The sequence below is a fragment of the Pseudomonas sp. MWU12-3088 genome, from assembly GCF_023242405.1.
Lineage (GTDB): Bacteria > Pseudomonadota > Gammaproteobacteria > Pseudomonadales > Pseudomonadaceae > Aquipseudomonas > Aquipseudomonas kribbensis.
In genome coordinates, this window is sequence record NZ_JALJEA010000001.1 from 507,144 (window position 1) to 534,050 (window position 26,907).

24 protein-coding genes are annotated in these 26,907 nt (G+C 63.0%); 9 read left to right on the forward strand and 15 right to left on the reverse strand.

Annotated elements, in window-relative coordinates; genetic code table 11:
- Nucleotides 1-20: 20 nt before the first annotated feature.
- From M5B98_RS02315 to M5B98_RS02360, 10 genes are all read right to left on the reverse strand, one after another.
- Nucleotides 21-1,076 (reverse strand): acyl-CoA dehydrogenase family protein, encoded by a 1,056-nt coding sequence (locus M5B98_RS02315; protein WP_248741662.1) that lies wholly within the window; start codon nucleotides 1,074-1,076, stop codon nucleotides 21-23.
- A 10-nt stretch (nucleotides 1,077-1,086) separates the two neighbouring features.
- Nucleotides 1,087-2,253: an acyl-CoA dehydrogenase family protein gene (locus tag M5B98_RS02320; RefSeq protein WP_248741663.1), complete on the reverse strand. Its 1,167-nt coding sequence runs from the start codon at nucleotides 2,251-2,253 to the stop codon at nucleotides 1,087-1,089.
- 10 nt (nucleotides 2,254-2,263) lie between these two features.
- The gene (locus tag M5B98_RS02325; RefSeq protein ID WP_248741664.1) at nucleotides 2,264-3,019 is read right to left on the reverse strand and encodes an enoyl-CoA hydratase family protein; all 756 of its coding nucleotides are present in this window, start codon (nucleotides 3,017-3,019) and stop codon (nucleotides 2,264-2,266) included.
- Nucleotides 3,020-3,030: 11 nt separating this feature from the next.
- A complete protein-coding gene (locus M5B98_RS02330) occupies nucleotides 3,031-4,098 on the reverse strand; it encodes an NAD(P)H-dependent flavin oxidoreductase (protein WP_248741665.1) in 1,068 nt (355 codons plus the stop codon).
- A gap of 2 nt (nucleotides 4,099-4,100) precedes the next feature.
- On the reverse strand, nucleotides 4,101-4,973 hold the full coding sequence (locus M5B98_RS02335; RefSeq protein WP_248741666.1) for an enoyl-CoA hydratase: 873 nt from the start codon (nucleotides 4,971-4,973) through the stop codon (nucleotides 4,101-4,103).
- Between the two features lie 24 nt (nucleotides 4,974-4,997).
- Nucleotides 4,998-5,792 (reverse strand): CoA-transferase subunit beta, encoded by a 795-nt coding sequence (locus tag M5B98_RS02340; protein WP_248741667.1) that lies wholly within the window; start codon nucleotides 5,790-5,792, stop codon nucleotides 4,998-5,000.
- Between the two features lie 12 nt (nucleotides 5,793-5,804).
- Nucleotides 5,805-6,686, reverse strand: coding sequence for a CoA transferase subunit A (locus M5B98_RS02345; protein WP_248741668.1), 882 nt, complete (start codon nucleotides 6,684-6,686; stop codon nucleotides 5,805-5,807).
- Between the two features lie 11 nt (nucleotides 6,687-6,697).
- Nucleotides 6,698-7,594, reverse strand: a complete 897-nt coding sequence (locus M5B98_RS02350) for a VOC family protein (protein WP_248741669.1) — start codon at nucleotides 7,592-7,594, stop codon at nucleotides 6,698-6,700.
- Nucleotides 7,595-7,819: 225 nt separating this feature from the next.
- Nucleotides 7,820-8,941, reverse strand: a complete 1,122-nt coding sequence (locus M5B98_RS02355; protein WP_248739736.1) for an LLM class flavin-dependent oxidoreductase — start codon at nucleotides 8,939-8,941, stop codon at nucleotides 7,820-7,822.
- A gap of 124 nt (nucleotides 8,942-9,065) precedes the next feature.
- Nucleotides 9,066-10,250: a flavin-dependent monooxygenase gene (locus M5B98_RS02360; RefSeq protein ID WP_248741670.1), complete on the reverse strand. Its 1,185-nt coding sequence runs from the start codon at nucleotides 10,248-10,250 to the stop codon at nucleotides 9,066-9,068.
- A 257-nt stretch (nucleotides 10,251-10,507) separates the two neighbouring features.
- On the opposite strand from M5B98_RS02360, the gene M5B98_RS02365 reads away from it, so the two are divergent.
- The 6 genes from M5B98_RS02365 to M5B98_RS02390 all read left to right on the forward strand — a co-directional run bounded on the left by M5B98_RS02365 (nucleotide 10,508) and on the right by M5B98_RS02390 (nucleotide 17,042).
- Nucleotides 10,508-11,023 carry a flavin reductase family protein gene (locus M5B98_RS02365; protein WP_248741671.1) on the forward strand — a complete coding sequence of 172 codons (516 nt, stop codon included), beginning with the start codon at nucleotides 10,508-10,510 and terminating at the stop codon, nucleotides 11,021-11,023.
- 9 nt (nucleotides 11,024-11,032) lie between these two features.
- Nucleotides 11,033-12,712: an FAD-binding protein gene (locus M5B98_RS02370; protein ID WP_248741672.1), complete on the forward strand. Its 1,680-nt coding sequence runs from the start codon at nucleotides 11,033-11,035 to the stop codon at nucleotides 12,710-12,712.
- On the forward strand, nucleotides 12,700-13,455 hold the full coding sequence (locus tag M5B98_RS02375; protein ID WP_248741673.1) for a glucose 1-dehydrogenase: 756 nt from the start codon (nucleotides 12,700-12,702) through the stop codon (nucleotides 13,453-13,455). The genes M5B98_RS02370 and M5B98_RS02375 overlap by 13 nt, the downstream gene beginning before the upstream one ends.
- Nucleotides 13,456-13,468: 13 nt before the next feature.
- The gene (locus M5B98_RS02380) at nucleotides 13,469-14,554 is read left to right on the forward strand and encodes a ferredoxin--NADP reductase (RefSeq protein ID WP_248741674.1); all 1,086 of its coding nucleotides are present in this window, start codon (nucleotides 13,469-13,471) and stop codon (nucleotides 14,552-14,554) included.
- A gap of 100 nt (nucleotides 14,555-14,654) precedes the next feature.
- Nucleotides 14,655-15,401, forward strand: coding sequence for an SDR family NAD(P)-dependent oxidoreductase (locus M5B98_RS02385; RefSeq protein WP_114883131.1), 747 nt, complete (start codon nucleotides 14,655-14,657; stop codon nucleotides 15,399-15,401).
- A 69-nt stretch (nucleotides 15,402-15,470) separates the two neighbouring features.
- Nucleotides 15,471-17,042, forward strand: coding sequence for a FadD3 family acyl-CoA ligase (locus tag M5B98_RS02390; RefSeq protein WP_248741675.1), 1,572 nt, complete (start codon nucleotides 15,471-15,473; stop codon nucleotides 17,040-17,042).
- A gap of 39 nt (nucleotides 17,043-17,081) precedes the next feature.
- On the opposite strand, the gene M5B98_RS02395 is transcribed toward M5B98_RS02390, so the two are convergent.
- Nucleotides 17,082-17,951, reverse strand: coding sequence for an SDR family NAD(P)-dependent oxidoreductase (locus M5B98_RS02395; protein WP_248741676.1), 870 nt, complete (start codon nucleotides 17,949-17,951; stop codon nucleotides 17,082-17,084).
- On the reverse strand, nucleotides 17,948-19,693 hold the full coding sequence (locus M5B98_RS02400; protein ID WP_248741677.1) for an FAD-dependent oxidoreductase: 1,746 nt from the start codon (nucleotides 19,691-19,693) through the stop codon (nucleotides 17,948-17,950). Before M5B98_RS02400 ends, M5B98_RS02395 begins: the two co-directional genes overlap by 4 nt.
- A gap of 274 nt (nucleotides 19,694-19,967) precedes the next feature.
- Between M5B98_RS02400 and M5B98_RS02405 the strand changes: the two genes are divergently transcribed.
- The 3 genes from M5B98_RS02405 to surE all read left to right on the forward strand — a co-directional run bounded on the left by M5B98_RS02405 (nucleotide 19,968) and on the right by surE (nucleotide 23,975).
- On the forward strand, nucleotides 19,968-21,545 hold the full coding sequence (locus M5B98_RS02405) for a DUF1302 domain-containing protein (protein WP_248741678.1): 1,578 nt from the start codon (nucleotides 19,968-19,970) through the stop codon (nucleotides 21,543-21,545).
- Between the two features lie 23 nt (nucleotides 21,546-21,568).
- Nucleotides 21,569-22,948 (forward strand): DUF1329 domain-containing protein, encoded by a 1,380-nt coding sequence (locus M5B98_RS02410; RefSeq protein WP_248741679.1) that lies wholly within the window; start codon nucleotides 21,569-21,571, stop codon nucleotides 22,946-22,948.
- A gap of 76 nt (nucleotides 22,949-23,024) precedes the next feature.
- Entirely contained in the window at nucleotides 23,025-23,975 is a 951-nt protein-coding gene (gene surE, locus M5B98_RS02415) for a 5'/3'-nucleotidase SurE (protein WP_248741680.1), read from the forward strand.
- A 46-nt stretch (nucleotides 23,976-24,021) separates the two neighbouring features.
- Here the strand turns inward: surE and M5B98_RS02420 are convergent, their stop codons facing one another.
- The 3 genes from M5B98_RS02420 to M5B98_RS02430 are packed head-to-tail and all read right to left on the reverse strand — an operon-like array spanning nucleotide 24,022 to nucleotide 26,883.
- Nucleotides 24,022-25,134: a 3,4-dihydroxy-2-butanone-4-phosphate synthase gene (locus M5B98_RS02420; RefSeq protein WP_248741681.1), complete on the reverse strand. Its 1,113-nt coding sequence runs from the start codon at nucleotides 25,132-25,134 to the stop codon at nucleotides 24,022-24,024.
- Complete coding sequence (locus tag M5B98_RS02425; protein WP_248741682.1) at nucleotides 25,131-26,057, reverse strand: alpha/beta hydrolase; 927 nt, start codon at nucleotides 26,055-26,057, stop codon at nucleotides 25,131-25,133. The genes M5B98_RS02420 and M5B98_RS02425 overlap by 4 nt, the downstream gene beginning before the upstream one ends.
- A complete protein-coding gene (locus M5B98_RS02430; RefSeq protein WP_248741683.1) occupies nucleotides 26,044-26,883 on the reverse strand; it encodes an SDR family NAD(P)-dependent oxidoreductase in 840 nt (279 codons plus the stop codon). Before M5B98_RS02430 ends, M5B98_RS02425 begins: the two co-directional genes overlap by 14 nt.
- Nucleotides 26,884-26,907 lie beyond the last annotated feature (24 nt).

Here is a 26,907-nt window from a genome sequence, read left to right on the forward strand (position 1 = left end):
TTTCTCGGTAAGTGGTGCCGTCAGAACGTCTGGCCGGCACCCAGTGCGCAACGTCCGTCGAACAAGGCTGTGCGAATCCGCTCTTTGTGAGCACCGCGATCGCCCCAGACCTTGTCCAGCGCCCAGGCGCGTTTCATGAACAGATGCAGATCGACTTCCCACGTGTAGCCCATGGCGCCGTGGGCCTGAATGGTGTTTTTTGCCGCCAGCAGGGCGGCTTCCGAGGTCGCGAGTTTGGCGTGGGACACCAGCACCGAGCGGTTCGGCTGCTGCTCGGCGACGGCATAGGCGGCGCGATACAACGGCCCCTTGGCGAACTCGATCTGCACCGCGACATTGGCCATCAAATGCTTCACGGCCTGAAACGACCCCACCGGTTTGCCGAACTGTTTGCGCTCGAAGGTGTAGTCCACCGCAAGATCGACCATGCGTTTGGCCAGCCCCAACATCTGCGCGGCACTGCCCAGCGCGCCACGATCAACCGCCTCCGCCCACAGTCGCCGGCCCTGTTCGCCGGAGGCCACGCAGGTCGCAGGCGACGGAGTCCAGGAGACCTGAAACAGCTGCCGAGCCGGATCGACCGACACATTGCGGGTCAACTGCACCGCCCCCGGTTCGACCGCATGCACCTCATCGCCATAAGCCAGCAACAGCAAATCGGCGACATGGGCATCGCTGACCAGCGGGTTGCCCGGCTCGGCAACCGCCAGCCGTGCGCTGCCTTCTGCGATACGCCCGAGCCAATCCTGCTTGAGAGCTCCGTGGCGCTCATCAAGTCCGGCGAGCAATGGCACGCCGACCAGCATCGTCTCCACCAACGGTTCGGGCAGTCCGGCGTACCCGCACTCTTGAGCAAGCAGCACAAAGTCCAGCTCGTTCATGCCCATTCCGCCGTACGCTTCGGGAACGGTCAGCGCAGTCAGCCCCAGCTCGACCAATTGCGCCCACAGCTCATCGCTGCGCCCGCTCTCGGTCTGCCAGAGTTCGCGAATGCGTTCCGGCGTCACCTCGTTGATCAGAAAATGCCTGACGTTGTCCTGGAACAGCAGTTGGTCGCGGCTGAAATTAAAGTCCATGGTCTCTTCCTCAAGCTCGCGGCATGCCGAGCATGCGTTCGGCAATGATGTTGCGCTGGATCTCGTTGGTGCCGGCGTAGATCGGCCCGGCCTGGGCAAACAGAAAACCTTCCAGCCAATGGCCGACATCGCCCGCCGCCGGGGCTTCAGGCAGCAGTTCGCCACGCAAACCAAGGATGCTCATGGCGGTGTCGTGCATGCGCTGATCGAGTTCCGACCAGAAGATCTTGTTGGTCGAGGATTCCGGCCCGATCTTGCCGCCCTGCACCAGTTGCGACGCGGTGCGGTAGGTGTTGAGGGTGTAGGCCTCGGCGTCCAGCCAGGCGCGCATCACCGCCTCGCCAGTCGCCGGGTCGCGGTCGGCCTGCTCGCGATTCGCCTGATACAACTGCACCAGACGCCGGGCGGTTTCCTGAAAGCGTGCGGGTGAACGCAGCAGCAAGCCGCGCTCGAATCCGGCGGTGGACATCGCCACATGCCAGCCCATGCCCTCGCCGCCCAGTGCATTTTCCACCGGCACCTTGACGTCGTCGAAGAAGATCTCGGCGAACCCCGGCAAGCCGTTGAGCTGCGGAATCGGCCGTACCGTGATCCCCGGCGTATCCAGCGGCAGAAGAATGAACGTCAGGCCATGATGACGCTGAGAGTTCGGGTCAGTGCGGAATATGCCGAACACCCAGTCGGCCCATACGGCGCGGGTCGACCAGGTCTTCTGGCCGTTGATGACGTAGTGGTCGCCAACCCGTTCGGCCCGCGAACGGATCGCCGCCATATCGGAACCCGCGCCCGGTTCGGACCAGGCCTGGGCCCAGATGTCTTCACCGGTGGCCATGCGCGGCAGAAAGCGCGCTTTCTGGGCTTCACTGCCGTACTCCATCAGCGTCGGGCCGAGCAGAAAGATGCCGTTCTGGTTGACCCGTGCAGGTGCTTCGGCGCGGTAATACTCCTCCTCGAAAATCAGCCACTCGATCAAGTCGCAACCGCGCCCGCCCAGCTCCACCGGCCAGGTGACCATGCCCCAGCGCCCGTCGTTGAGGCGGTTTTCCCAGGCCCGGTGTTGAGCAAAACCTTGCTCGGTGTCGAATGATTGCAGCGGCTCGCGCGGCACGTTGGCCGTCAGCCACGCGCGCGCTTCGGCGCGGAAGGCCTGTTGGGCCGGGGTATAAGTCAGATCCATGTGCGCACCTTCAGCCGTTGAACCGGGCATCACGTTTCTCGATGAACGAGTCCCGTGCTTCCTGTGAATCCAGTGAGCGATAGGCTTCAAGCGTGAAGCCCTGCTCCCAGCGATACTTGTCTTCCAGATTGCCGTCCTCGATGCCGTTCAGCGCTTCCTTGGCGAGGCTGATCATGGCCGGGCTCTTGGCGGCGATGGTGCGGGCGATCTGCAACGCGGCTTCACGCAAGTCTTCGCGCTTGACCACACGTTCCACCGCCCCGAGACGCCAGGCTTCGGTCGCGTTGATCGGCTCGCCGGTGAAGTACATGTGGCGGACCTTCTGCACCGGAAACAACCGCTGCAAATGCGCACCGCCGCCCATGGCACCACGGTCAACTTCCGGAACGCCAAAAGTGGCGCACTCGGAGGCCACGACAATGTCGGCAGCGCCGCACAGACCGATGCCACCGCCGAGCACAAAGCCGTGAACCGCGACGATCACCGGTTTCGGGTTGCGGTGAATGGCCTTGAAGCTGTCGTAGTTGCCCTTGTTGACCGCCACGATCAGGTTGCCGTCGGCAGCCAGTTCCTTGATGTCGACTCCGGCGCAGAAGCCGCGACCTTCGGCGCGAATCACGATGACCCGCACCCGGTTGTCGGTTCCCAGACCTTCGATTTCACGGGCGATATCGGCCCAGGTCCGGCAATTGAAGGCGTTGACCGGTGGCTGGTTGAACACCAGTTCGGCAATGCCGTTATCGATACTGACGCTGAATGGATGCATGTTTTTTCCTTTCACGACACGCGACGGCAGAGTTCGTCCAGACGCAATTCCGCGTCTCGAACGATCTGCTCGATCAATTGGGCACAGCTGGGCAGGCTGTCGATGGAGGCCGCGACCTGCCCCGAAGGCAACACACCTTCGGCGGGCAATCCGTCGACCATGGCTTTCTGAATGACCATCGGCGCGTTGGCGGCCATGATGCTTTGCGCGGCCGTCAGGTCTCCGCTGCTGCGCATTTTCAGAGCGCTGGAAAGCAACTGACCCAAGCTCATGCCGCTAAGACGGCGGTAAGCAAGACCGCTGCGCACCGCCAGCACCCAGCGTTTGAACACGCCGCTGGTTTCCAGTCGGTCGAGCAGCTCGTTACGGATCATGCGTTGCGGCATACCGTCGATGGCGCGGCTGACGATGATCGCCGCCGGATCCTTGATCGCCAGATAACGCGCGAGGGTCTGCGCCGGCACCGGGCTTTCGGCACACATCAGAAACCGCGTGCCCATGGCGATTCCTTCGGCGCCATAAGCCAGCGCCGACACCAGCCCCCTGCCGTCCTTGAAGCCACCGGCCGCCACCACCGGAACCGACACCGCGTTGACCACTTGATCAAGCAGCAACGACGTCGGCACCGAACCGGTATGCCCCCCGCCCTCACCGCCCTGTACGGTGACGGCATCAGCGCCCATTTCCACGGCTTTCTGCGCATGCTTCAACGCACCAACCGTGGGAATGCACACCACACCGGCATTCTTCAGGCGCTGGATCATCTGTTTGCCGGGGGAACGGCTGTAGCTGACCGCCCGTACCTTGTGGCGCAGCACCAACTCGACGATGTCGTCGGCGTTGGGCTGGTACATATGAAAGTTGACCCCGAATGGCTGATCCGTCAGGCGCCGGGTTTCGAGGATCGCGGCCTCCATGTGCTGCGGCTCGATGGTCGCGCCGGCGAGAAAACCGAAGGCGCCGGCATTGCTCGTGGCCGCGACCAGTTTCGGGTCAGCCACCCAACCCATCGCGGTCTGGATGATCGGATAACGGCAGCCGAGCAGCTCGGTCAGCCGGGTATTCAACGAGATCGCCATGTTCACGCCCCACCCGTGGAGCGTTGCGAACTGGCCATGGCCTTGGCGTCGTAGCCGCCGAGCCGGTCGCCGGACACCAGTTCATTGTGCGCATGGGCGAAATGGTGCAGGCCGAAGACCATGTCCATGGTCGCGCGCTTGCCCATCAGGTCTTCGGCGTTGTTGACCGCCTGCTTGCTCAATTGCAGACCCAGGCGCGGCATCTGGGCGATGCGCCCGGCGATGTCGAGGGTTTCCTGCTCCAGGGATTCGCGAGCCACCACCCGATTGAGCATGCCCATCTGGTAGGCGCGAGCCGCCGGCATGCGCTCACCGAGGAACAGAAACTCCTTGGCGATACGCGGGTTCAGTTCGTGCACGTGAGCGAAATACTCGACCCCGGGGATGCCCATGCGCACCACCGGATCGGCAAAGTACGCATCCTCGCTGGCGACAATCAGGTCGCAGACCCACGCCAGCATCAGCCCGCCGGCAATGCACGCGCCCTGCACCATGGCGATGGTCGGCTTGGGCATTTCCCGCCAGCGCCGGCACATGCCCAGATAGACTTCCTGCTCCCGGGCGTAAAGAAATTCGCCACCGGGTTTGTTGGTGTGGTCATACCAGAGACTCGCCCGGTCGAACGTCTTGTGAACGTCCCGCCCCGGCGTGCCGATGTCATGCCCTGCGGAAAAGTGCTTGCCGGCCCCGCGCAGCACGATGACTTTCACCTCGTCGTCATTGCAGGCACGGCGAAATGCCGCGTCCAGTGCGTAGGTCATTTGCGAGTTCTGGGCATTGTGGTACTCGGGGCGATTCATGGTGACCAGCGCCACGTCCCCGCGTACCTCGTAGAGCACCACGTCGGCGGCATTATTATCGTTATGTTCAGCCATCACTTTTCTCCGAAACGGTGCGACTCAGCGCTGGCCCGGCGGGTTGTCTTTGAGCTGGCTGGCGCGCAGGTTGTGCGGGTCCAGACGCTCGATCAGTTGCAACTGCTCGGCCGTGGGTGCCGCTGTCGTCGGGCAATCCAGTGGCACCTGCAGCTCGAACCCGGTGTTGTCCTGCACCTGCTCGACGGTCACGCCGGGGTGCAGCGAACGGATGCGCACTTGTCGTTGCGGGCCGAGAAAATCCAGCACGCACAAATCAGTCACGATCAGGCGGATATCGATCTCGTCCAGCGACCAGCCCCGGGCCAGGCGCGCCGGGTTGTAGCCGACCGAGGCGACCATATCGACCTCGCCTTCGACGAACACCCGACGGTTGTGGCTGGGCACGCAGAAGGAGTTGGCATGGCTGATCGAGTTGCCGGGAAAGCCCCGCACACCGAGCATTTGCGCCTTGGGCCTGGCGTATTCGCCGATGCAGGAAATGTTCGCCTGACCGAAGCGATCGATCTGCGTCGGGCCCACCAGCGCATGGCGCTTGCCGCTCCAGACGTTGTCGAAAATCCGCGAAAAGCCCATCCAGCTGTCGCGCTTTGGTTCGTAGCCGTTGCGTGCGCCGAGTGGCACCGGCTCGGCGACCATGTAGGCTTCGGAATCGGTCATCAGCAGCTGCGGATTGCTGGTCAGCATGCTCAATGAAGCGGCCAGGCGCGGAATCACCCCGATCCCGGTGGCGAGCACTTCGCCGTCATCGCGCCAGGCTTCGGAAGCGGCGCAGATCATCAGCTCGGCGAGGCTGTAAGTCGTTGCAGAAGTCGTCATATCAAGGCTCGCTTAGTAGACCGGCAGAGGAAGCTGGCGGATGGCGTTCAGGCCGCCGACCTTGTCCAGGTACTGTTCCTGGGTGCAGTCGACATAGTCGCGGGCGTACTCCTGCCAACCTTCGGCAGCCTGGGCCGACGCGTTGTAGGCCTTGAAATGCGCGACATCGAAGCCGTACAGCGGCGCGCAGGAAGACGGGTGCGCACCGCCCGGCACGTGCGCCACGGCGGTGGTCAGGTTGCGTTCCCAGAACACCTGGTGCGCCCGCGCCGGATCGGCATGGAAATACTCGCTGTCGACCAGCTCGTCGCAGGTCACGTAGCTGTGGGTCGCCGCGCGGACGAGCAAGTCGTCCATGTAGTGATCGGGGCCGCTGATCTGACAGACACCGCGCGCATCGGCGCGATCGACGTGAATCAGCGCCGCATCGAGCTTGAGCGCCGGCATGGCGACCCATTGCTTGTTGTCGGCATAAGGCGAGTCGATCAACTTGATCTGCGGGTTGTGCTTCAGCACATCGGTGCCCAACCCCACGGCTGTCGGAATGAAAGGCACTTTCATCGCGGCGGCACGCAGGCCAAGCAGGAGCATGCCTTCGTCGATTTCCATCACTTGCAGCGCCGCGTCCTGACGCGCCTTGCGGAAGTACGGTTCCAGCGGAATGAAATCCAGCGACACGAAGGCAAACACCAGTTTGCGGATCTTGCCGGCCGCGCAAAGCATGCCGACATCCGCGCCGCCATAGGCGACCACGGTCAGGTCCTTGAGCTTGGAACGCAAAATCTCCCGCACCAGTGCCATGGGCTTGCGTCGCGGCCCCCAGCCACCGATGCCGATGGTCATGCCGTCACGCAGTTGGCCGACCATCTCGGCCGTGGTCATTCGCTTGTCCATCGTCGTATTCCTCATTGGCGACCGACACTGAAGTCATGGCCCCAGTGGCTGACCACGGTGCTTTCGAACGGCGTGTGCTGATCCCAATCGACCACCAGACCATCGCAGCCGTATTCCAGGTCAAACCCGGACGGAGTCTTGATGTAGAAGGAGATCATCTGGTCGTTGGTGTGCTGACCGAGGGTGGCGGACATCTTCACGCCGTTGGCCTGCACCCGGTCGAGCGCACGGCCGACTTCATCCAGGGCGTTGACCTCGACCATCATGTGCACGCAACCGTGAGGCATCGGGCACTCGAAAATCGCCAGCGAGTGGTGACGGCCGTTATTGCAATGCAGGAAGTGAATGCGTTTTTGCGGCTCGGCCGGGTCCGGTGTGAAGCGGACTTTCATCAGGTCCGAGAGGCCGAAACCGAGCACCTGTTCGTAGAAATCCCGGCAACGGTCGAAGCTCGGCGCCGGCAGCACCACATGGCCCATGCCCAGTTCGTTGGTGACGAAGCCCTTCACGCCGACCGGCGACACGAAGCGCGCGAAGTCCTGCAACGGCCCCCAGAACAGTTCATGGCGATTGCCGTCGGGATCGCTGAAGTGCACCAGTTCCTGGACTTTACGGTCCCGGGCCTGAGCCTCGGTGCCACGGGTGACTTGCACATCGGCGCGTTCCAGCTCGCTGACGGCCAGCTCCAGCGCCGCTTTGCCCGACACTTCCCAACCGCAGGCGCCGAAGCCGTTCTCGGGGCTTTTCTCCACCAGAATCCGGTGGTGGCGCTCGTCCATTTTCAGGTACAGGCGCTCATCGTCATCGCTGCCGGCAACCATCATGCCGAGCACCTGACTTGCGTACTGCCGCCACTGCGCCAGATCGCTGGATAACAGGGTGACGTAACCCAGACCACGGATATCCATGGATGCACTCCTCGTTGTTCTCAGGCCGAGCCGCCCGACGGCGAATGCCGGGGAGACTGTATCGAGGCCTATTCAAACGGGTTCGCCGGGGGGAAACATCGTCCAATGGGACTAGCGCAGACCCGGAAAGCAGGCATAAAAAAACGGGCCTTGGGGACCCGTTGGAAATGGGGACTGGATTCCGTTCCAGACCTTAATTGCGATCAACAGCAGGCATCGGTCCGCTTACTTTTTGCGGAAATGCGGAATCACCTTCTCACCAATATTCTTCAACGTCTCCAGCTGTGCCCACTGCGGCACGGTACCCATCTGGCAGATGAACAGGATTTCGTCGGCGCCGGCATCAATCAACCGCTGCACGTAGCCAATGCAATCCTCGACGGTGCCGTAAGCATGGTTGGGGTTCATCATCGCCATGGTCGGGTCGGAGAAATCGACGCTGACCTCTTCCGAGGCAAACCGCGACTTGATCACGCTCTGCCCGTTGCCATCGACAAAGGTGTCGTCCTTCCATTTTTCCGGGTCCGGACGCTCGCCGCCGCCGTACCAGTAACCCAGCGACTCCATGAAATAACGCTGGCCACGGATGCCGATGCGCCGCGCTTCTTCGTTGTTTTCCAGCACGATTGCCGGGCACAGCGCGGCGATGTGGCGGTTGGGACGGAAGCCCACCTGATGTTTCACGTCACGGTTGTCCCAGGCCTGGTGATAGACCTCGACCTTCTTGGCGATTTCTTCCGGGCCGCCAAAACCCAGCACCAGTGCGCCCATGCCACGGCTGCCGGCCTTGTTCAGCGAATCAGTGTTGGTGCAGGCCAGGTACATCGGCGGATGCGGGTCCTGATAAGGCTTGGGATGGATCGGTCGTTTCGGGATCTGCACAAAATCGCCCTGATGCTCGATTTCGTCGAACACGAACATTTTCGGGATCAGGTACATCATCTCGTCGATCTGCGGCTGCAACGTCGTCAGGTCGTAGCCGAAGGTGCCGGCCTCCTGCTGGGTGCCGCCCTTGCCGACGCCGAAATGCACGCGGCCCTTGGACAGCAGGTCGAGGGTGGCGATGCGCTCGGCGACTTTCACCGGGTGGTTCATCGCCGGCGGCAGGCAGACCACGCCGTGGCCGATGCCGATCCGCTCGGTTTTACCGGCGACGAACGCCAGCATGGTTTCCGGGGCGGACATGTGCGAGTAATTACTGAGCGCCGTGTGCTCCACGCACCAGAACGTATCGAAGCCCAGTTTGTCGGCCAGCACGGCCTGTTCGACGGTGTCTTCAAAAATCTTGCGATCGCCTTCACGGCTGGAATCCACCGTCTGGGCTTCGTAAATCAGAGAAAATTTCATGGTTGATCCTTGTACTTGTTGGATGCGCAACCGGCGCGGGTGAGCGACGCCTTGGCGCTCATGCTCAGGGAAAGCCCGGGCGCCGGAATCCTGCAAACGGACTAGCCGATTCAGCGCAGTACGCTCAGAGGAAAAAGTCGTTGCTGTCCTGGCCCATGCTCACGGCGCCGAGGTTCCAGGCGTACTTCGCCGGGCTGTTGGCGACATGGGCACGGCCGGTGTGGATGTCGCGGAACGCGCGGTTGATCGGGTGGCTGCGGAAAATCGTCGAGGCGCCGCTGTTGAACATCAGATCGCCCACCGCTTTCGCGCATTTGTCGGCGACCAACGCGGAGTCGTAACGCATCTTCACTCGCTCGGGCATGCTCAGCGGCTCGGCTTTTTGCGCCCGTTCCAGCATCAAGGCGAAGTTGCGATAGAGCACGGTCTTGCATTCGTCGACGCAGACCATGGCGTTGGCCAGCGCCGATTGCGCCGCCGGGTCCTGGACCATTTTGCGTCCGTCGTTGACCCCGACCCGCGCACGGTTGTGTTCGACAAACTGATCCACCGCGCCTTGCAGCGCACCGATGGCCGCCGACGATACCGCCCGCACGAAAATCTGCCCGAACGGCAGGCGAAACAGCGGCGCGGTGTTCACCGCATTCCCGGGGCTGTTCTGCATGAAACCGTCGAACGCCCGATGAGTGCGGTATTCGGGGACGAAAGCGTTCTCCACCAGAATGTCGTGAGAACCGGTGGCTTCGAGCCCCATGACGTTCCAGTTTTCGAGGATTTGATAGTCGCTGCGCGGTACCAGGAACGTCCGGTAATCCGGCGCACCACCCGCCTCCTCCGCCGGGACCAGAGCCCCGAGAAACGCCCATTCGCAATGCTTGCTGCCAGACGAAAAGCCCCAGCGCCCGCTGAGTTTGAAACCACCCTCCACCCGTTCGACCTTGCCCACCGGCATATAGGAAGAAGAGATCAGCACGCTGGAGTCGTCACCCCAGACATCCTGCGCCGCACGGTCATCGAACAGCGCCATCTGCCAGTTATGAATCGCCACGACGCCAAGCACCCAGGCAGAAGACATGCAGCCCTCGGCGAGGGTCATCTGCACTTCGAAGAAATCTTTAGGCTCCAGTTCATAGCCTTCCCAGCGTGCCGGCTGCAGGATGCGAAAGAACCCCGCGTCCTGAAAATCCTTCAGGGTTTCTTCCGGCAACTGGCCGGCTTGCGCGGCGTCCAGGGCGCGCTCACGCAGAATCGGTACCAGCTCGCGGGCACGCTGGCTCAGACGCTGGCGAATCAGGTCTTGATTGAGCATTTTTATTGTTCTCCATTGTTCACCCCGTCCGCCGGGGCGCGCGTGCAGCGAGGCACGTGCCGCACTTGCGGTGTCTGCCTCCTGTGCGGCATTCAAACAATGTGAAAAGAGGCGGACATCCCTCAAACGGACCATGTCGGCGATGATCCGAAGCACGTACGCGAACCACCCAAAGGCCTAGTCCCCTCGGACGATGCTGCACAGGCACGCCAGCGCAAAAATCCATCGCACTCCAGTACAACCACAGGACGAGTGCGATGAACGACGACAATCTGAAAGCCGACATGCTCCAGGCCATGCGCCGTCTGGCCAAGTCAGTCACTATCATCAGTACCAGCAACGGCTCCGAGCGTTTCGCCATGGCCGCCACGGCGGTCGACTCCCTCAGCACCGAGCCGCCGTCGCTGCTGATCTGCGTGAACAAGACCGCCTCTTCCCACGCGGCACTGGCCACCGGCGCGGACTTCTGCGTGAACATCCTTGGCGTCGAGCAACAAGGTCTGGCCCATCGCTGCAGCGGTTCGATCAAGGGCGAGGCGCGCTTCGACCAGGGCAACTGGCTGACCAGCCCCGGCGGTATTCCGTACCTGAGCGACGCCCAGTCGGCGATCCTCTGCCGTCAGGACGGCCATTTCAGCTATGGCACCCACACCGTGTTTATCGGGCGGATCCTGCAAATCCACACCAGCGACACCATCACCCCGCTGGTCTACCTCGACGGCAGCTACACCACCACCGCCAACTCGGCATCTGCCTTCGCTGCTGCGGGCTGAGGCCGGGTCATGGACGCTCAACAACAGTTGTCGCCATTGCGCGTGAACAGCGCCGAGCAGCTGGACTGGGACGATCGCTGCGATTTGCTGGTGGTCGGTTTTGGCGGCGCCGGTGCCTGCGCGGCAATTGAAGCGGCCAGTCGCGGCTTGTCGGTGTTGGCACTGGACCGCTTCGCCGGCGGCGGTGCCACGGCCATCAGCGGCGGCGTGGTGTATGCCGGGGGCGGCACGCCGTATCAGCGTCAGGCCGGCTACGAAGACAGCCCCGACGCGATGTTCAACTACCTGCGCCAGGAAGTCGGCGAGGCCGTGAGCCCGCAGACCTTACGCGACTTCTGCGAAGGCAGTTGCGAACAACTGGCCTGGCTCGAACGCCAGGGTGTGGCGTTCGAATCCAGCGTGCCACCGCACAAGACGTCTTATCCGAGCGACCAGTTCTACCTTTACTACTCCGGCAACGAAGCCGTCCCGGCCTACGCCGCGATCGCCAAAGCGGCACCACGCGGTCACCGCACCAAAGGCCCCGGCCTGTCGGGAGCAAGTCTGTTCGCCCCACTGAAAGCCAGCGCCTTGCGCCTTGGCGCCCGCCTGCGCAGCCAATGCGAAGTCCGGCGTCTGGTGATTGATGCCAATGATCGGGTGGTGGGTGTCGAAGCCTGGCACCTCCCAACCGACAGTCGTGCTGCGCGGCAACACGCCCGGCTGTCACGCTGGGCGACGGCGATTCACATGTACGCGCCGGCAGTGGCCGACCGCTTGCGCGCTCGCTTGCGGCGCATTGAGCTCGCCAGTGCCGAACGTCAGTTGATTCGCGCCGATCACGCCGTACTGCTGAGCAGCGGCGGTTTCATCTTCAACCGCGAATGGGTGCGTCAGCATGCGCCGCGCTATCTGCCCGGTCTGCCGCTGGGCACTACCGGTTGCAACGGCAGCGGCATCGCCCTGGGCCAGAGTGCCGGCGGCCGCGTGGCGCGGATGGACAAAGTCAGCGCCTGGCGTTTTATCAACCCGCCGCTGGCCTGGGCCCGGGGCCTGATCGTCAATGCCCGTGGCGAGCGTTACGCCAACGAAGAAATCTACGGCGCGACCCTCGGCCATTCAATGGTGGAAGATCAGGACGGTCGCGCCATCCTGATTCTCGACCGGGCGCTGGTGCGCGAAGCGCTGCGCCAGGTCGGTCCGGGCAAAGTCTGGGCCTTCCAGCGTTTGCCAGTGCTGCTCAATCTGCTGTTCAACGCCAGACGCAGCCGCAGCCTTGCGGATCTGGCCAAGCGCTGCGGATTACTGCCCGACAACCTGCAACGCACCGTAAACACCTACAGCCGCGCTGCACGCGGGGACATCGTCGATCCGTTCGGCAAATCGCAAGCGATGCTCGCCGACATGGATCAGGGCCCGTGGTACGCACTCGACCTGTCCTTTGCCAGCCGCCTCTTCCCCTGCCCCGTCATCACTCTCGGCGGGCTGAAAGTCTGCGAAACCAGCGGCCAGGTGCTTAACCACGCCGACCAGCCAATTGCCGGCCTGTACAGCGCCGGGCGCAACGCGGTCGGGGTCGCTTCCAATCTGTATGTCTCGGGCCTGTCCCTGGCCGATTGCATTTATTCCGGCCGGCGCGCCGCCGCTTATGTGGCCGAACAACTTGCTGCTCAAACCACACGCTCAGGAGAACAACAATGCAACGTGTAGAAGGCAAAGTCTGCATCATCACCGGCGCCGCCAGCGGCATTGGTCGCGAAGACGCCCTGCTGCTGGCCCGCGAAGGCGCCAAGGTGGTGCTGACCGATCTCAATGAAAGCGCCGGCCGTGAAGTGGCCGCGCAAATCGGCAGCAACGCGCTGTTCATCCGTCACGACATCGCCAGCGAAAGCGACTGGCAGCACGTGATCAAAACCACCCTGGAACACTTCGGGCGCCTCGACGTGCTGGTCAACAATGCCGCGATCCTGGCGTTGGGCAGCATCGAAGACACCACGCTGGAGCTGTGGCAGCAGGTGCAGAAAATCAACGGCGACGGCTACTTCCTCGGCTGCAAGTACGCGATTCAGGCGATGAAGGAAACCGGCGGCGGTTCGATCATCAACATGTCGTCGGTGGCCGCGCTGGGCGCGATGCCGATGTTCTGTGCCTACTCGGCATCCAAAGGCGCAGTGGCGGCGATGACCCGCTCGATTGCCCTGCACTGCAAACAACAGGGTTACCGCATTCGCTGCAACAGCGTGCACCCGGACGGCGTCAACACCCCGATGACCCAAGCCCTCACCGGTGGTGTGGCGATCAACCAGCAAGACCTCGATCAGGACCCGATGAACCGCATGTGCGCGCCGGCCGATATCGCCAATGTGGTGCTGTTCCTCGCCACCGATGAGTCGCGTTTCGTCAACGGTGCCGAGATCCGCGTCGACAACGCCCAACTGATCAGCGGGCTCTGAGGCCGAGGTGAACATGGGCACGCAACAACAGAACCTGACACCGGCCCAAGCCACGGCAACCAGCCATTCATTGCAAGTGTGCGCGGTGATTGATGAAACCGCCGATGCCCGCTCGCTGGTGCTGGACATCCCGCCAGACCTGCGTGAGCGCTTTGCCTACAAACCGGGGCAGTTCCTGACGTTTCGCGTGCCTTGTGCCGGCAAGCTGCTGACCCGCTGCTATTCCATGGCCAGTTCGCCGCTGACCGACGAGCGCCCCAAAGTCACGGTGAAACGGGTCGAGGGCGGCCGGGTGTCGAACCGGATGAACGAAGTGCAGGTCGGTGACTGGCTGGACGTGCTGCCGCCGGCCGGGCATTTCTGCCTCGATGAGCATCAGCCGGATGACGATAAACCTTTGGTGCTGTTCGGCGGCGGATCGGGTATCACCCCGGTGTTTTCCATTATCAAATCGACGCTGCAGCGCAGCCGGCGGCCGATCAAATTGATCTACGCCAATCGCGATGAAGCGTCTGTGATTTTCAAGGATGAGCTGCGGCAACTGGCCCAGGCCCATCCGGAACAACTGCAAGTGCTGCACGCGCTCGACTCGGTGCAAGGTTTTCTGACCGCCGCCCAGGTGCGCCATTTGCTGAAAGGGTCTGCCGGCGGCGAATACTTTATCTGCGGCCCGGGCCCATTCATGGACACCGTCGAACGGACCTTGCTGGAACTGGGCGAAGCCGCTGAACGCATCCATGTCGAGCGCTTCGTCTCGCCGCCCGATCCCGACGAATTGCTGGCTGAAGAAGCCGCCGCCCGGCAAGCCTCCCTCGGCTCGCGCTGCGAATCGCTGGTGATCGTGCTCGATGGTCAGCAACACGAAATTGCCTGCCAGCCCGGCGACACCTTGCTGCAAAGCTGCAAGGCCGCCGGCCTCGACGTGCCCTCCTCCTGCGAAGAAGGTTTTTGCGGCGCCTGCATGTGCGTGGTCGAGGAAGGCGAAACCCGGATGGCCCGCAACGACGTGCTCAGCCCCCGAGAACTGTCCGAAGGCTGGACCCTGGCCTGCCAGAGCCGCCCGGCCGGCACACGGGTGCGCTTAAAGTTCCCGGATTGAGCGCCCGTCGACAATAGTCTCAACGGACGATCTCCCGGATGCGATCTGCAGTTAGACTCGGCCAGCCCATTGGCCCAAAAACAATAAAAGAGGTGCAGTTATGGCTCGTTTGCAAAACAAGGTCGCGGTGGTTACCGGCGGCGCATCGGGGATCGGCCTGGCCTGCGTTCGGCGCTTTGCCGCCGAAGGTGCGCAGGTTGTCGGCCTGGACATCGGCAACGCCCCGGCGGATTTCCCGGGCCTGTTCATGACCCTGGATGTACGCGATGAAGCGCAGGTGCAACAGGTCATGCAGGAAGTCGTGAACCATTTCGGCCATATCGACGTGCTGGTCAACGCGGCCGGCGTCGCCGACCAGGGCAGCGTCACCCAGACCAGCACCGCCAACTGGCAGCGGGTGCTGGACATCAACCTGACCGGCAGCATGCTCACCAGCAAGTACGCGCTGGCTTCGATGGAGCCCCGGCGCAGCGGTTCGATCATCAACATCGGCTCGATCTTCGGCCTGCAAGGTTGCGACGGCAACGTTGCGTACAACGTGTCCAAGGGCGGCATCAACCAGTTGACGCGTTCGATGGCCATCGACTTCGGTTACGCCAATATTCGCGTCAACGGCTTGTGCCCCGGCCTGATCGAAACCCCGATGACCAGCATGGTTCGCGAGCACGAAGCCTTCCACGCGTTCTTCGCCTCGCAACATATGCTCAACCGCTCCGGGCAGCCGGAAGAGGTGGCCAACGTCGCGCTGTTCCTGGCCTCGGACGAAGCGTCCTTTGTCAGCGGCCAGATGATCGCCGTGGACGGCGGTTTCTCCGCCGGCCGCCGCTTCGCCCCGCCCGCCGCCTGATTTGCCTTGCCGGGCGCCCGCCCGGCACACCCCTTTCTTCCGCACCTGTCCTCTGGCCGAGGAGGCCCCATGCTGCCTGTCGAAAACGCACTGACCATCGTCCAACTGTTCGCCAACGCTGCCCGCAACTATGGCGACCGCCCGGCCATCGAGGATGACGGGCGCTCAATCAGCTACCGGCAACTCGATCAACTGCGCAGCCAGGCTGCCCGGGCGCTGTTGGCGTTGAACGTCCAGCCCGGCGACCGCGTGGCGATCTGGGCACCGAATATCTGGGAATGGATTGTTGCCGCCGCTGCGCTGCAAAGCGTCGGGGCTGCACTGGTGCCGCTCAATACGCGCATGAAAGGCAGCGAGGCCGGTTTCATCCTGCGCCAGAGTGGCGCCTGCGTGCTGTTTGCCATTGGCGAATTCCTCGGCGCCGACTATCCGCGCATGCTTGCCGCCGAAGAGCTGCCGGCGCTGCGCCAGATCGTCACTTTGCGCAGCGATGACTCAAAAACGCTAAGCTGGGATGCGTTCCTGGTCATGGCCAGCGATGTATCACCGGAAACCCTGCAAGCACGCGAACAAGCGCTCGGCCCGCAGGACCTCTCCGACCTGCTGTTCACCTCGGGCACCACCGGCAAGCCCAAAGGCGTGATGAGCAATCACGGGCAAACCCTGCGAGTGGTGCGGGACTGGAGTGAAGTGGTCGGTCTACGCGAAGGCGATCGTTACCTGATCGTCAATCCGTTCTTCCATTCCTTCGGATACAAGGCCGGTTGGCTGGCGGCGCTGATGCGCGGCTGCACCATCGTGCCGCAGCAAATCTTCGACGTGCAGGCCGTGCTCGAATGCGTGCAGCGCGAGCGAATTACCGTGCTGCCCGGCCCGCCGACCCTCTATCAATCCTTGCTCGCCCACCCGCAGCGCGATGCATTCGACCTGACGTCCCTGCGCATTGCAGTCACCGGAGCCGCGACGATTCCGGTAGAGATGATCCGCCGCATGCGCGATGAACTCGGTTTCACCACCATCGTCACGGCCTATGGCCTCACCGAAACCTGCGGTTTCGCCACGATTTGCCGGCCGGGAGATTCGCTGGAACTGCTCGCATCCACCAGCGGCCGGGCCATGCCGGGGGTGGAAGTACGCTGCATCGGCGCCAACGGTCGCAACCAGCCGGTGAATGTCCCCGGCGAAATCCAGGTGCGCGGCTATAACCTGATGCAGGGTTATTTCAATGATCCGCAGGCCAGTCAGGAAGTGCTCGATGCCGAAGGCTGGCTGCACACCGGCGACATCGGCGTGCTCGACGAACAGGGTTATCTGCGCATCACCGACCGCCTCAAGGACATGTTCATCACCGGCGGTTTCAACGTTTACCCGGCGGAAATCGAACATTGCCTGCTGGGCTATCCCGGTGTAGCGCAAGTCGCGGTGATCGGCATTCCGGATGAACGTCTGGGCGAAGTGGCCATGGCCTTTCTTCTGCCGGCGCCGGGTGTCGAGATCGAGCAGGCCCGGTTCCTCGCCTGGTGCCGTGAGAAGATGGCCAACTACAAGGTGCCGCGCCGGGTGCAGGTGCTGGAGAGCATGCCGCTGAACGCGGCGGGGAAAGTGACCAAGAATGTGTTGCGGGAGTGGGCGTTGAGCTGACTGCTGTCCCCCAGTGGACACCCACTGGGGGAATGACCTTCAGATCACCCGGGCGGGATGCTGCTGGCGCGGATCGCCCAGCAGGGCGCGATGGGACGGTGGCTGACGGCCACCGTCTTCGCTGATGTCGTAACCGGCAGCGATTTCTGCAGTGATCAGCGTCTGCCCCGAGAGCGCCATCAACTGCGGATCATTGAGCAAGGCGTGGATCACCCGGCCATTGAATTGCGGGGTTTCGGCGTGCGCCAGAAAAGCCTTGTACTGCTCGCCATGCTGTTCGCCGGCAATCCGTGTGCGCTCGGTCAGTTGCGGCCCGAGCCACAGCGATAACGCCGCCACGCCACGGCCCTCGAAATCGATGGCCATGTCCGCCGCCAGTTTGTCGCAACCGGCCTTCTGCGCACCGTACGCCGGGCCGTGCATGTAGCAGCCGCCGCCAAAGGACGAAGTGAAGCAGATCAGCCCTTGCGGGCTGTTCAACAACAGCGGCGCGGCGTGATAACTGGCGATGTACGCCGAGCGCAGGCCGACGTCGAGGATGCGCACCAGGTCCAGCGGTTTCTCCCAGAACGGCCCCGGTTCGATCAACTGGTCATGAATGAATGCGGCATTGTTCACCAGCAAATCCAGCCGCCCGCATTCACGTTCTACCTGAGCAAACATCGCCGTCACCTGCCCATCGTCGGCATGATCACAGATCACCGCAACGCCCTCTCCGCCCGCCGCTGTAATCGCGGCAGCCGTGTCCTCCAACGAGCTATTCAGGGCCTGTCCGTATAGATGCGCACCCGCAGCCGCCGGCGCACGCCCGGTGACGTAAACCCGCATGCCCGCCGCACCCAGCGCCAGGGCGATACCTTGACCGACGCCGCGACTGGCGCCGGTCACCACTGCAACTTGCCGTTTCATTTGACGCTCCCGAACTGACTGATCACTGCCCCGCTCTTCTGGCTCTGGCGTTTGATGTGATTGGCCGCCAGGTAACCGAAGGTCATCGCCGGGCCGATGGTGGAACCGGCCCCCGGATAGGTGCGGCCCATCATCGACGCGGCGCTGTTGCCGATGGCGTACAGGCCTTTGATCGGCTGGCCGTCCTCGTGCAAGACCCGGGCGTGAACGTCAGTGAGCAAACCGCCCTTGGTGCCGATGTCGCCGGCATCGATGCGCACGGCGTAGAACGGCCCCTTGAACAAAGGCGCCAGGCACGGATTGGGCGTTATATGGGGATCGCCGTAATAGCGGTCGAACAGCGACTCACCCTTGTGGAAGTCCTCGTCATGACCGCGCACCGCCATACCGTTGAAACGCTGCACGGTACGCAACAGCCCGGCTGCATCGATACCGATTTTCTCCGCCAGGGTCTGCAGATCCGGCGCCTTGAAGAAGTAATCACGCAGGTGTTCGGGCAGTTGCCAGTCGCGCTGGGCGTATCCCGGCAACAACGCGCCGCAGGGGTATTTGCGGCGAAACTCGGCGTCGAACACCATCCAGCACGGCACGCTCTCGGCGCCTTCACGGTTGCTGGCGTACATCGCCTCGACGATATCGGTGTAGGGCGCGGCCTCGTTGACGAAGCGCTCGCCCGCCGAGTTAACCAGCACACAACCAGGCAACGTCCGTTCGACGAACATCGCCCGTTGTTTTTCCTCGCCGCGAACATGGGTGGTCGGCGCCCACCAGCTGTGTTCCATCAGCGCCGTGCGGGCGCCGATGGCTTGCCCTGCGCGAATGCCGTCGCCGGTATTGTGCGGCGGCGTGGCGCTCCAGTCGGTCTTTGACGGTTGCGGCAGATACTGCGTGCGCATTGCCTGATTCCGCTCGAAACCACCGGCGGCAATGATCACGCCGTAGCGCGCCTTGACGTTCAAGCGCAAACCATCGCGGCTGACCCGCGCACCGCCGACCCGGTCGCCGACGATCAGCAACTCTTCCAGCCCACAGTTGAGCCACAGCGATTTGCCGCGATCCTGCAACGAACAGCGCAAGGCGCCGATCAAGGCATTGCCCAGGGTCAGGTAACGATCGCGCTTCGACAGGCGCCGGCCCTCGCGGTCACGCCAGTAACGCCACATGACCTTCAGCGTCAGGCGCAACCAGCCGGGGCCACGGCAAAGCAAGACCTGCGCCTCTTTCATGGTCATCGCCATGCGCCCCATCATCAACGTGCCGGGGGATGGCGCACGCATGCGCAGAAACTCTTCACCCAACTCGGCGGCGTCGAACGGTTGCGGGTCCATGGAGCGATAACCGGGTTTGCCGCCTTCGACTTCCGGGTAGTAATCGGCGTAGCTGGCCTGGGCCTCGAAGCGCACGCGGGTCTTCTGTTCGAGGTATTCGACCATTGCCTTGCCGTGCTCGACGTAGGCTTCGATGCGCCCGTCGTCGATCTCGCCGTGGGTCACCGCGCGGATATAGGCAATCGCTTCGGCGGCGCTGTCACTACCACCCAGCGCTTCGATCCGGTGGTTGCCGGGGATCCAGATCCCGCCGCCGGACACCGCCGAGGTGCCGCCGTACTCGTTGCTCTTTTCGATCAGCAACACGTTCAGTCCCAGGTCGTGAGCGCGCAGCGCCGCGGTCATCCCGCCTGCTCCGGAACCCACCACCAGCACATCGCAGCACTCATCCCATTTGATCTCGGCAGCTTTCATGCGATCACCCTTGCTCAGCGCCTTCAAGGCAAAAACCGCCGGCCGGATCTTCGTCCGGCGCGGTCGGTCTCGGGATTGTTGGGGGCGTGTGCCGGGTGGTCATCGTCCGATGGGACTAAGGAATGTTCGTCCTGCCCCTGTGCAAATCGCCCCGTGCAAATCGCTTAGTCCGCTTGGACGATGTTGCGTCAGATCGGTGACCGCATAGTCGCCCACGGCACCACTCCCCCCTGAAATGCAGGTCGGGCAGGTCTGACCTGGGCATGAGGACGACATGATAAAAACAATAATCGCCCCACAATCGCTTCACCCTCGCGTACAACTGGCCGTGTTGCTGCTGGCCGGTGGACTGGGCAGCCAGGCCAGCGCGATGACCTTCCAGCCGAGCGAAGATCTGAGCGTCGACTGGGACACCACACTGACCTACAGCCTCGCCTGGCGGACCGAGGGTCGCGATCACAAACTGACGGCCAACGCCGATGCCAACGACGGCGACAATGCGTTTGCCAAAGGCAGCCTGATCAACAACCGCGCCGGTTTCCTCACCGAAGCCAACATCAAATGGCAGGACGATTACGGCGTGTTCGTGCGGGCCACGGGCTTCTACGACAACGTCTACGATCAGGACAACGACAACAACACCGGCACCTCGAACTGCTTTGCCGGCGGCCATTGCAGCCGGCCGGACCGTTTCTCCCAGGACACCATCGACCAGCACCGCAATGAACTGCGCATGCTCGACTACTACGCCTACGGCACCTGGGATCTGGGCGGGCACAACCTCAATGCGCGACTGGGTAATCAGGTGGTGAGCTGGGGTGAAAGCCTGTTCTACCCCGGCATTTCGGCGGCGCAGAGCCCGGTGGATGCGACCAAGTCGACCACGCCCGGGGTCGAGGTCAAGGAAATCCTCCTGCCGGTCGGGCAACTGTTCACCCAGTTCAGCCTCACCGACAGCCTCGATATCCAGGCCTACTACCAGTACAAATGGGAAAAGACCCAGTTGTTCGGGGTCGGCAGCTACTTCTCCACCACCGACTACATCGACGAGGGCGGCTACAACGACGCCAGCGGTTTCGTCACGCGTCTGGCCAACGACAAACCGAGCAATCAGGGCCAGTACGGTGTGGCCTTCACCTACGCCGCCGAGTCGCTGAACAACACCGAGTTCGGCATCTACTACTCGCGTTATCACGACAAGACGCCGTCGCTGGACTTCCAGTCCGAGCTGGGGCGCTATCGTGCCGTGTACTTCGACAACATCAACCTGTTCGGCGCCAGTTTCTCCACGGTGATCGGCGATGTCAGCTGGGCCGGTGAAGTCAGCTACCGCGACGGTGCGCCGGTGATGGTCAACAACGGTTTCTCCAGCGCGGTACGCGGCAAAACGATGCAAGCGCAGTCGTCGATGATCTACGTGCTCGGCCCGACCTCCTTTGCCGACAACACCACGCTGACCGGCGAGGTCGTCTACAACACCGTCATCAGCAACGACAAGTCGCAGCCCGTGACACTGGCGCCGGGCCTCACGTTGCCGGGCACCGACAGCCTGGTCTACGACCGCGAGGCCTGGGGTTACACCGCGCAGGTCAGCTTCGATTACAACGACGTGTTCAGCGGCTGGGACATGTCCGTGCCGATCACCTACAGCACTGCGGCCCACGGCGACAGCTCGATCGTCGGCTCGATCAACCAGGGCGAAGGCGACGACCGCGCCAGTATCGGCAGCTCGTGGCGCTACCTCGGTAACTTCACCGTCGAAGCCCGTTACAACGCCTATCTGGGCAACGCCAATAACAGCCCGTTGGCCGACCGCGACAACGTCGCCCTCAACTTCAAGTACCGGTTCTGATTCCCCTGTCGGAGGAGCACAGCATGTCTCGATTCACCCAAACGTTATTGAGCACGGCGCTGACCGTCGGCCTGCTCGGCAGTGGCCTGGCCTACGCCAAGGTCAGCCCCGAAGAGGCCGCGCGACTGGGCCAGGACCTGACCCCGATGGGCGCCGAAAAAGCCGGCAACGCCGACGGCAGTATCCCGGCCTGGAGCGGCAAGTGGCGCGGTCTGCCACCGGGCCTGAAGTTTGCCGGCCCCGGCACGCCGTACCCGGACCCTTATGCCTCGGAAAAACCGCTGTTCGTGATCGATTCGAAGAACATGGACAAGTACGCCGAGAACCTCTCCGACGGCGAAAAAGCGCTGCTCAAGCGCTACCCGGAGACCTTCAAGATCCCGGTGTACCCGAGCCATCGCGACTTCCGCGCCGATCAGCGTCTGGAAGACCTGATCAAGAAAAACGCGGTGACCGCAGAGCTCGACAACGACAACAACGACACCAAGAACGCCTGGGGCGCCTCGCCGTTTCCGATTCCGAAGAACGGCAGCGAGTTGATGTTCAACCACACCCTGCAGGGCCGGGCCAACACCGAAGAGGCCAACTATGGCCAGGCGGTGGTGTACGCCAACAAGGAAAAAGTGCTCGAAGAGGTCAACTACAAGATCTTCTCGATCTGGTCCAGCCCGGACAAGAACCTCGACTCCGCCAACGGCATCCTGACCAACTTCCTGATCACCACCCTGGAACCGGTGCGCAAGAAAGGCGAGATCGTGGTCGGTCACGAATTCATCAACCCGACGGCCTCGCCGCGCCAGGCCTGGCAGTACAGCCCCGGCCAGCGCCGGGTACGCCGTGCGCCTACCGTCGGTTATGACTCGCCGACCGGTGCCGGGGGCTTCCGGGTGTACGACGAAGACCGCTTGTTCAACGGTGCGCCGGACCGCTACAACTGGACCATCGTCGGCAAAAAGGAACTCTACATTCCGTACCACAACTACAAGATCGACGACCCGAGCGTGACGGCGGATCAGATCCTGTCGACCACCGGCCACGTCGATCCGCAGTACATGCGCTACGAGAAACACCGGGTCTGGGTGTTGCAGGCCACGCTCAAGGAAGGCGCTCGCCACGTCTATGCCAAACGCGTGTTGTACCTCGATGAAGACACCTGGTCCGCAACCATGGCCGACAACTACGATGCTCGTGGCCAGTTGTGGCGCACCAACATGCAGACCTCGGTCTACGCCTACGACATCCAGCGCTACCACGCACGCCTCGGCATCTACCATGACCTGATTGCCGGCTCCTATCTGGTTGACCGTCTGCTGGTCGATCAGAAACCCGCCAAGCTCAATGCCACCGCCTTCTCCGAAGACGAATTCACCCCTGGCAACCTGCGCAAACTCGGCACCCGCTGAACCCGCGACGCCCCGACCGATTCATTCGGTCGGGGCGTTGTTTTTTTCTCAATTTGCACCTTGATGGAAACTGCCCATGAACAGATTACTCACTGCGGCCCTAGCCGTGGCCGGCCTCGGTTTGTCGATGCAGGCCAGCGCCTTGAACATATTGCTGACCAACGACGACGGCTGCCGCGCCCCCGGCATCGACGCGATGTATCGCGCACTGACCGCCGCCGGCCACACCGTCACCCTGGTCGGCCCGTTGAACGACAGCAGCGGCATCAGCGCTGCCAGCGTCGTGGTGCCCGGCCAGGCCCTGGCGGTGACTGAACTGGCGCCCGGCAGATTCTGCGTCGGCCCGCCCGAGGGCTATACCCCGCCGAGCGGCAAGACTTCGGCCATCGGCACGCCGGTGGATGCGGTCAACGTTGGGCTGGACGTGTTGCTCAAGGACACCCCGCCGGATCTGGTGGTGTCGGGCATCAACTTCGGTGAGAACGTCGGCCCGCTGACGCAGATGTCCGGCACCCTCAACGCTGCGATTCGGGCCATGTTCAAGGGCGTTCCGGCGGTGGCGGTATCGACGGCCATCGACATGGACCTGATCATGCGCGACCAGCAAGCCGGCTACCGCAAGACTCTGGGCGCCATGGACGACACCGCGAAATTTGCAGTGAAGGTCATCGAGCAGGCCCATCAGAGCTGCGCCAAGCACAGCTGCAAACTGAATGTGCTCGGGCTGCCGGGCGCCAACGGGCTGAACCTCAACTACCCGGCGTTGCCTGCCGATGAAGTCAAAGGCGTAAGTTTTGCGCCGATCGGCAATTGGGACCGGGTGAACTTCACCTCACAGCGCGGCGCCGATGGAACGGTTCACGTCAACCTGGTCGCACCGCCAAAACCTACGGCCACCCAGCAACAGGCCGATGCGTATCAGCTGTGGCAAGGGCATGCCGTGATTACGGTGATCGCCGGCAATATGAGTGCGCCGCCGGCGGTGCAGGATCAGGCGAAGAAAATGCTCAAAAGCGTCCAGCCTTGAAACGACACAACCCCTGCAGGTGATCACCCGCAGGGGTTGAACGGTTTCAGACAGCGGGTTGGAACGGCACGAACTCGGTGACTTCGAGATCAAACCCCGACACCGCTTTGTAAGGCACCGGCGAACTCATCAAACGCATCTTGCGCACATTCTGATCCCGCAGGATCTGCGCGCCGATGCCCAATGTACGGTGCGGAAAATGCGGCGGGCGGGATTTGCCGCCGCTGCGCTGACGCAATTGTTCAAGCACACCGTCAGCGGTTTCCTTCTGCGCCAACAACACCAGCACGCCGTTGCCGGCCGCCGCGATACTCGCCAGCGAACGTTCAAGGGTCCATTGCTGCGGCCCGCTCTCGCTTTCGCAGCCCAGGGCGTCGCGCAGGGTTTCGATGCTTTGCACCCGCACCAGTACCGGTTGAGTGCTTTCGATCCGGCCCTTGACCAGCGCCAGATGCAGCGCGCCTTGATAAGTGTCCTGATACGCCGTCACCTGGAACTCGCCGTGGCGAGTGAGCAAGGGATAGGCCTCTCCACGCTCGATGGTGCCTTCATGAAGGATGCGGTAGTGAATCAACTCGGCAATGCTGCCGATGCGCAGGCCATGGCGGCGGGCGAATTCGTACAACTGCTCGCCACGGGCCAGTTCACCGTCCTCGTCGAGAATCCCCACCAGCGTCGCCGCCGGTTGCAGGCCCGCGAGGCGGGTCAGGTCACAGGCCGCCTCGACATGCCCGGCCCGCTGCATGACGCCACCGGGCAAGGCCTGCACCGGAAAGATATGCCCCGGTTGCACCAGATCCGCCGGGCCGCTGGCCGGGTCCACCGCCACCTGGATCGAGCGCGCCCGGTCGGCGGCGCTGATCCCCGTGGATACGCCGGTAGCGGCCTCGATCGAGCGGGTAAACCCCACGCCATGCTGCGCCCGCGAATGCGGCACCATCAGGTCCAGCCCCAGCTCGCGGCAACGCTGCTCGGTCAGTGCCAGGCAGATCAAACCGCGTGCCTGCACTGCCATGAACGTCACAGCCTCGGCGCCGGCCCGCTCGGCGGCCATCAGCAGTGAGCCTTCGGCATTGTTCTCGTCATCGGTGATGACCACCATCTGCCCCGCCGCGATGGCTTCGAGCAGCTGTGGCACGCTGTCGAACGCCAGACTCATTGCAGCGCCTCGCGCAGGTCGGCAGCGGCTTCGGACAACACCTGGGCGGCGCCTTCGACAAATGGCGCCATGCTGATGAAGCCGTGAATCATCCCTTCACAACGCTGCACCCGCACCGGAACTTCGGCTGCACGCAGACGCTCGGCAAACGCCTCGCCTTCGTCGCGCAGCGGATCGAATTCGGCGGTGATCAACGTCGTCGGCGGCAAATGCGCCACGCTCCCGGCGCGCAATGGCGAAGCCAGCGGGTCCTCGCCCTGCCCGTCTTCCTGCAAATACTGCTGCCAGAACCAGTTCATCATGGCGCCGGTGAGGAAGAAACCATCGGCAAATTCCCGGTAGGACTGGCTGTCGCAACCGGCATCGGTGACCGGATAGAACAGGCATTGATAACGAATTTTCGGCCCCTGCCGTTGCACCGCCAACTGACTGACCGCCAATGCCAGATTGCCCCCGGCGCTGTCCCCCGCCACCGCGAGCCGGCTGCCGTCGACGCCCAGTTGCGCCGCGTGTTCCACCAGCCAGCAGGTCGCCCGGTAACAGTCCAGCGGTGCCGCCGGGAACGGGTGCTCCGGCGCCAGTCGATAAGCCACCGACACCACCACGGCGTCGGTCAGGTGGGCCAGCGAGCGGCACAGGTTGTCGTGGGTGTCGAGGTTGCCGACGACAAAACCGCCGCCATGGAAATACACCAGCAACGGCAGATTGCTCTCTTCCGACGGCCGATACAGACGCGCATCCAGTTCGCCAATCGCACCCTCGACTCGCAAATTGCGCACCTCGGCCATCGGCACGCCGGGAATCGCCGGCTGCATGTTGTCGCAGAACTGCCGGTAGTGAGCCGCGTCGAGCTGGCTGTAATCGGGTGCCGGCAGGTCGCTGAATTGCTGGAGAATCAGCGCGATCTGTTTATCGAGCGGCATGGGCATCTTCCTCTACATCGGACATGTTGAATTGTGGGTTGGACTCTTCGAGGATGCTCTGCACCCGTTGCTGCAGGGCGGCCTTGAAACCTTTGTGGGGAAAGACCCAGAAGCGTTTTTCGGCGATGGCGGCGAACACCTGCTCTGCCAGTTCGGCAGGCGTCATGCCCTGGCGGATGCTGCTGTCGAGCATTTGGCTGAAGGACGAACCGGCGCCGTCGACCACTTGATTGGAGGCCATGATTTCACTGGCCACCGGCCCCGGGCACACCACCGAAACCGACACGGGTGCACCGAGCATGCTCAGCTCGTAATGCAGGGTTTCCGACAGTGCGACCACCGCCTGCTTGGTCACGTTGTAAGGCGCCATCAACGGGCTGCTGAGCAGACCGGCCAGCGACGCGGTGTTGATCACATGGGCTGGACGGCCCTGACGCAGGAACAACGGCACAAAACAGCGAATGCCGTTGATGACCCCGCAGAGGTTGACGTCGAGCATGCGTTGCCACTGCTGCGCGGTGATTTCCCAGCTGTAGCCGGTCTGCATCACGCCGGCATTGTTGAACAGCAGATCGACCCCGCCAAATTGGTCGAGGGCAACATCGCGCAAGCGTTCCACCTGCTCCAGATCGCCGACGTTGGTGACGCAGGCGACCACCTGCGTTCCACCGCTTCGCAGTTCTGCACAAAGCTTTTCCAGCCGCACCCCATCGAGATCGGCCAAAACCAAACGCATCCCCAGTTTCGCTGCATGTTCGGCCAGCCCCCGGCCGATGCCACTGGCGGCACCGGTAATGACCGCGACCGGCCCTGATTGCTGATTCATTGCCTGCTCCTGACAAACGTCCGA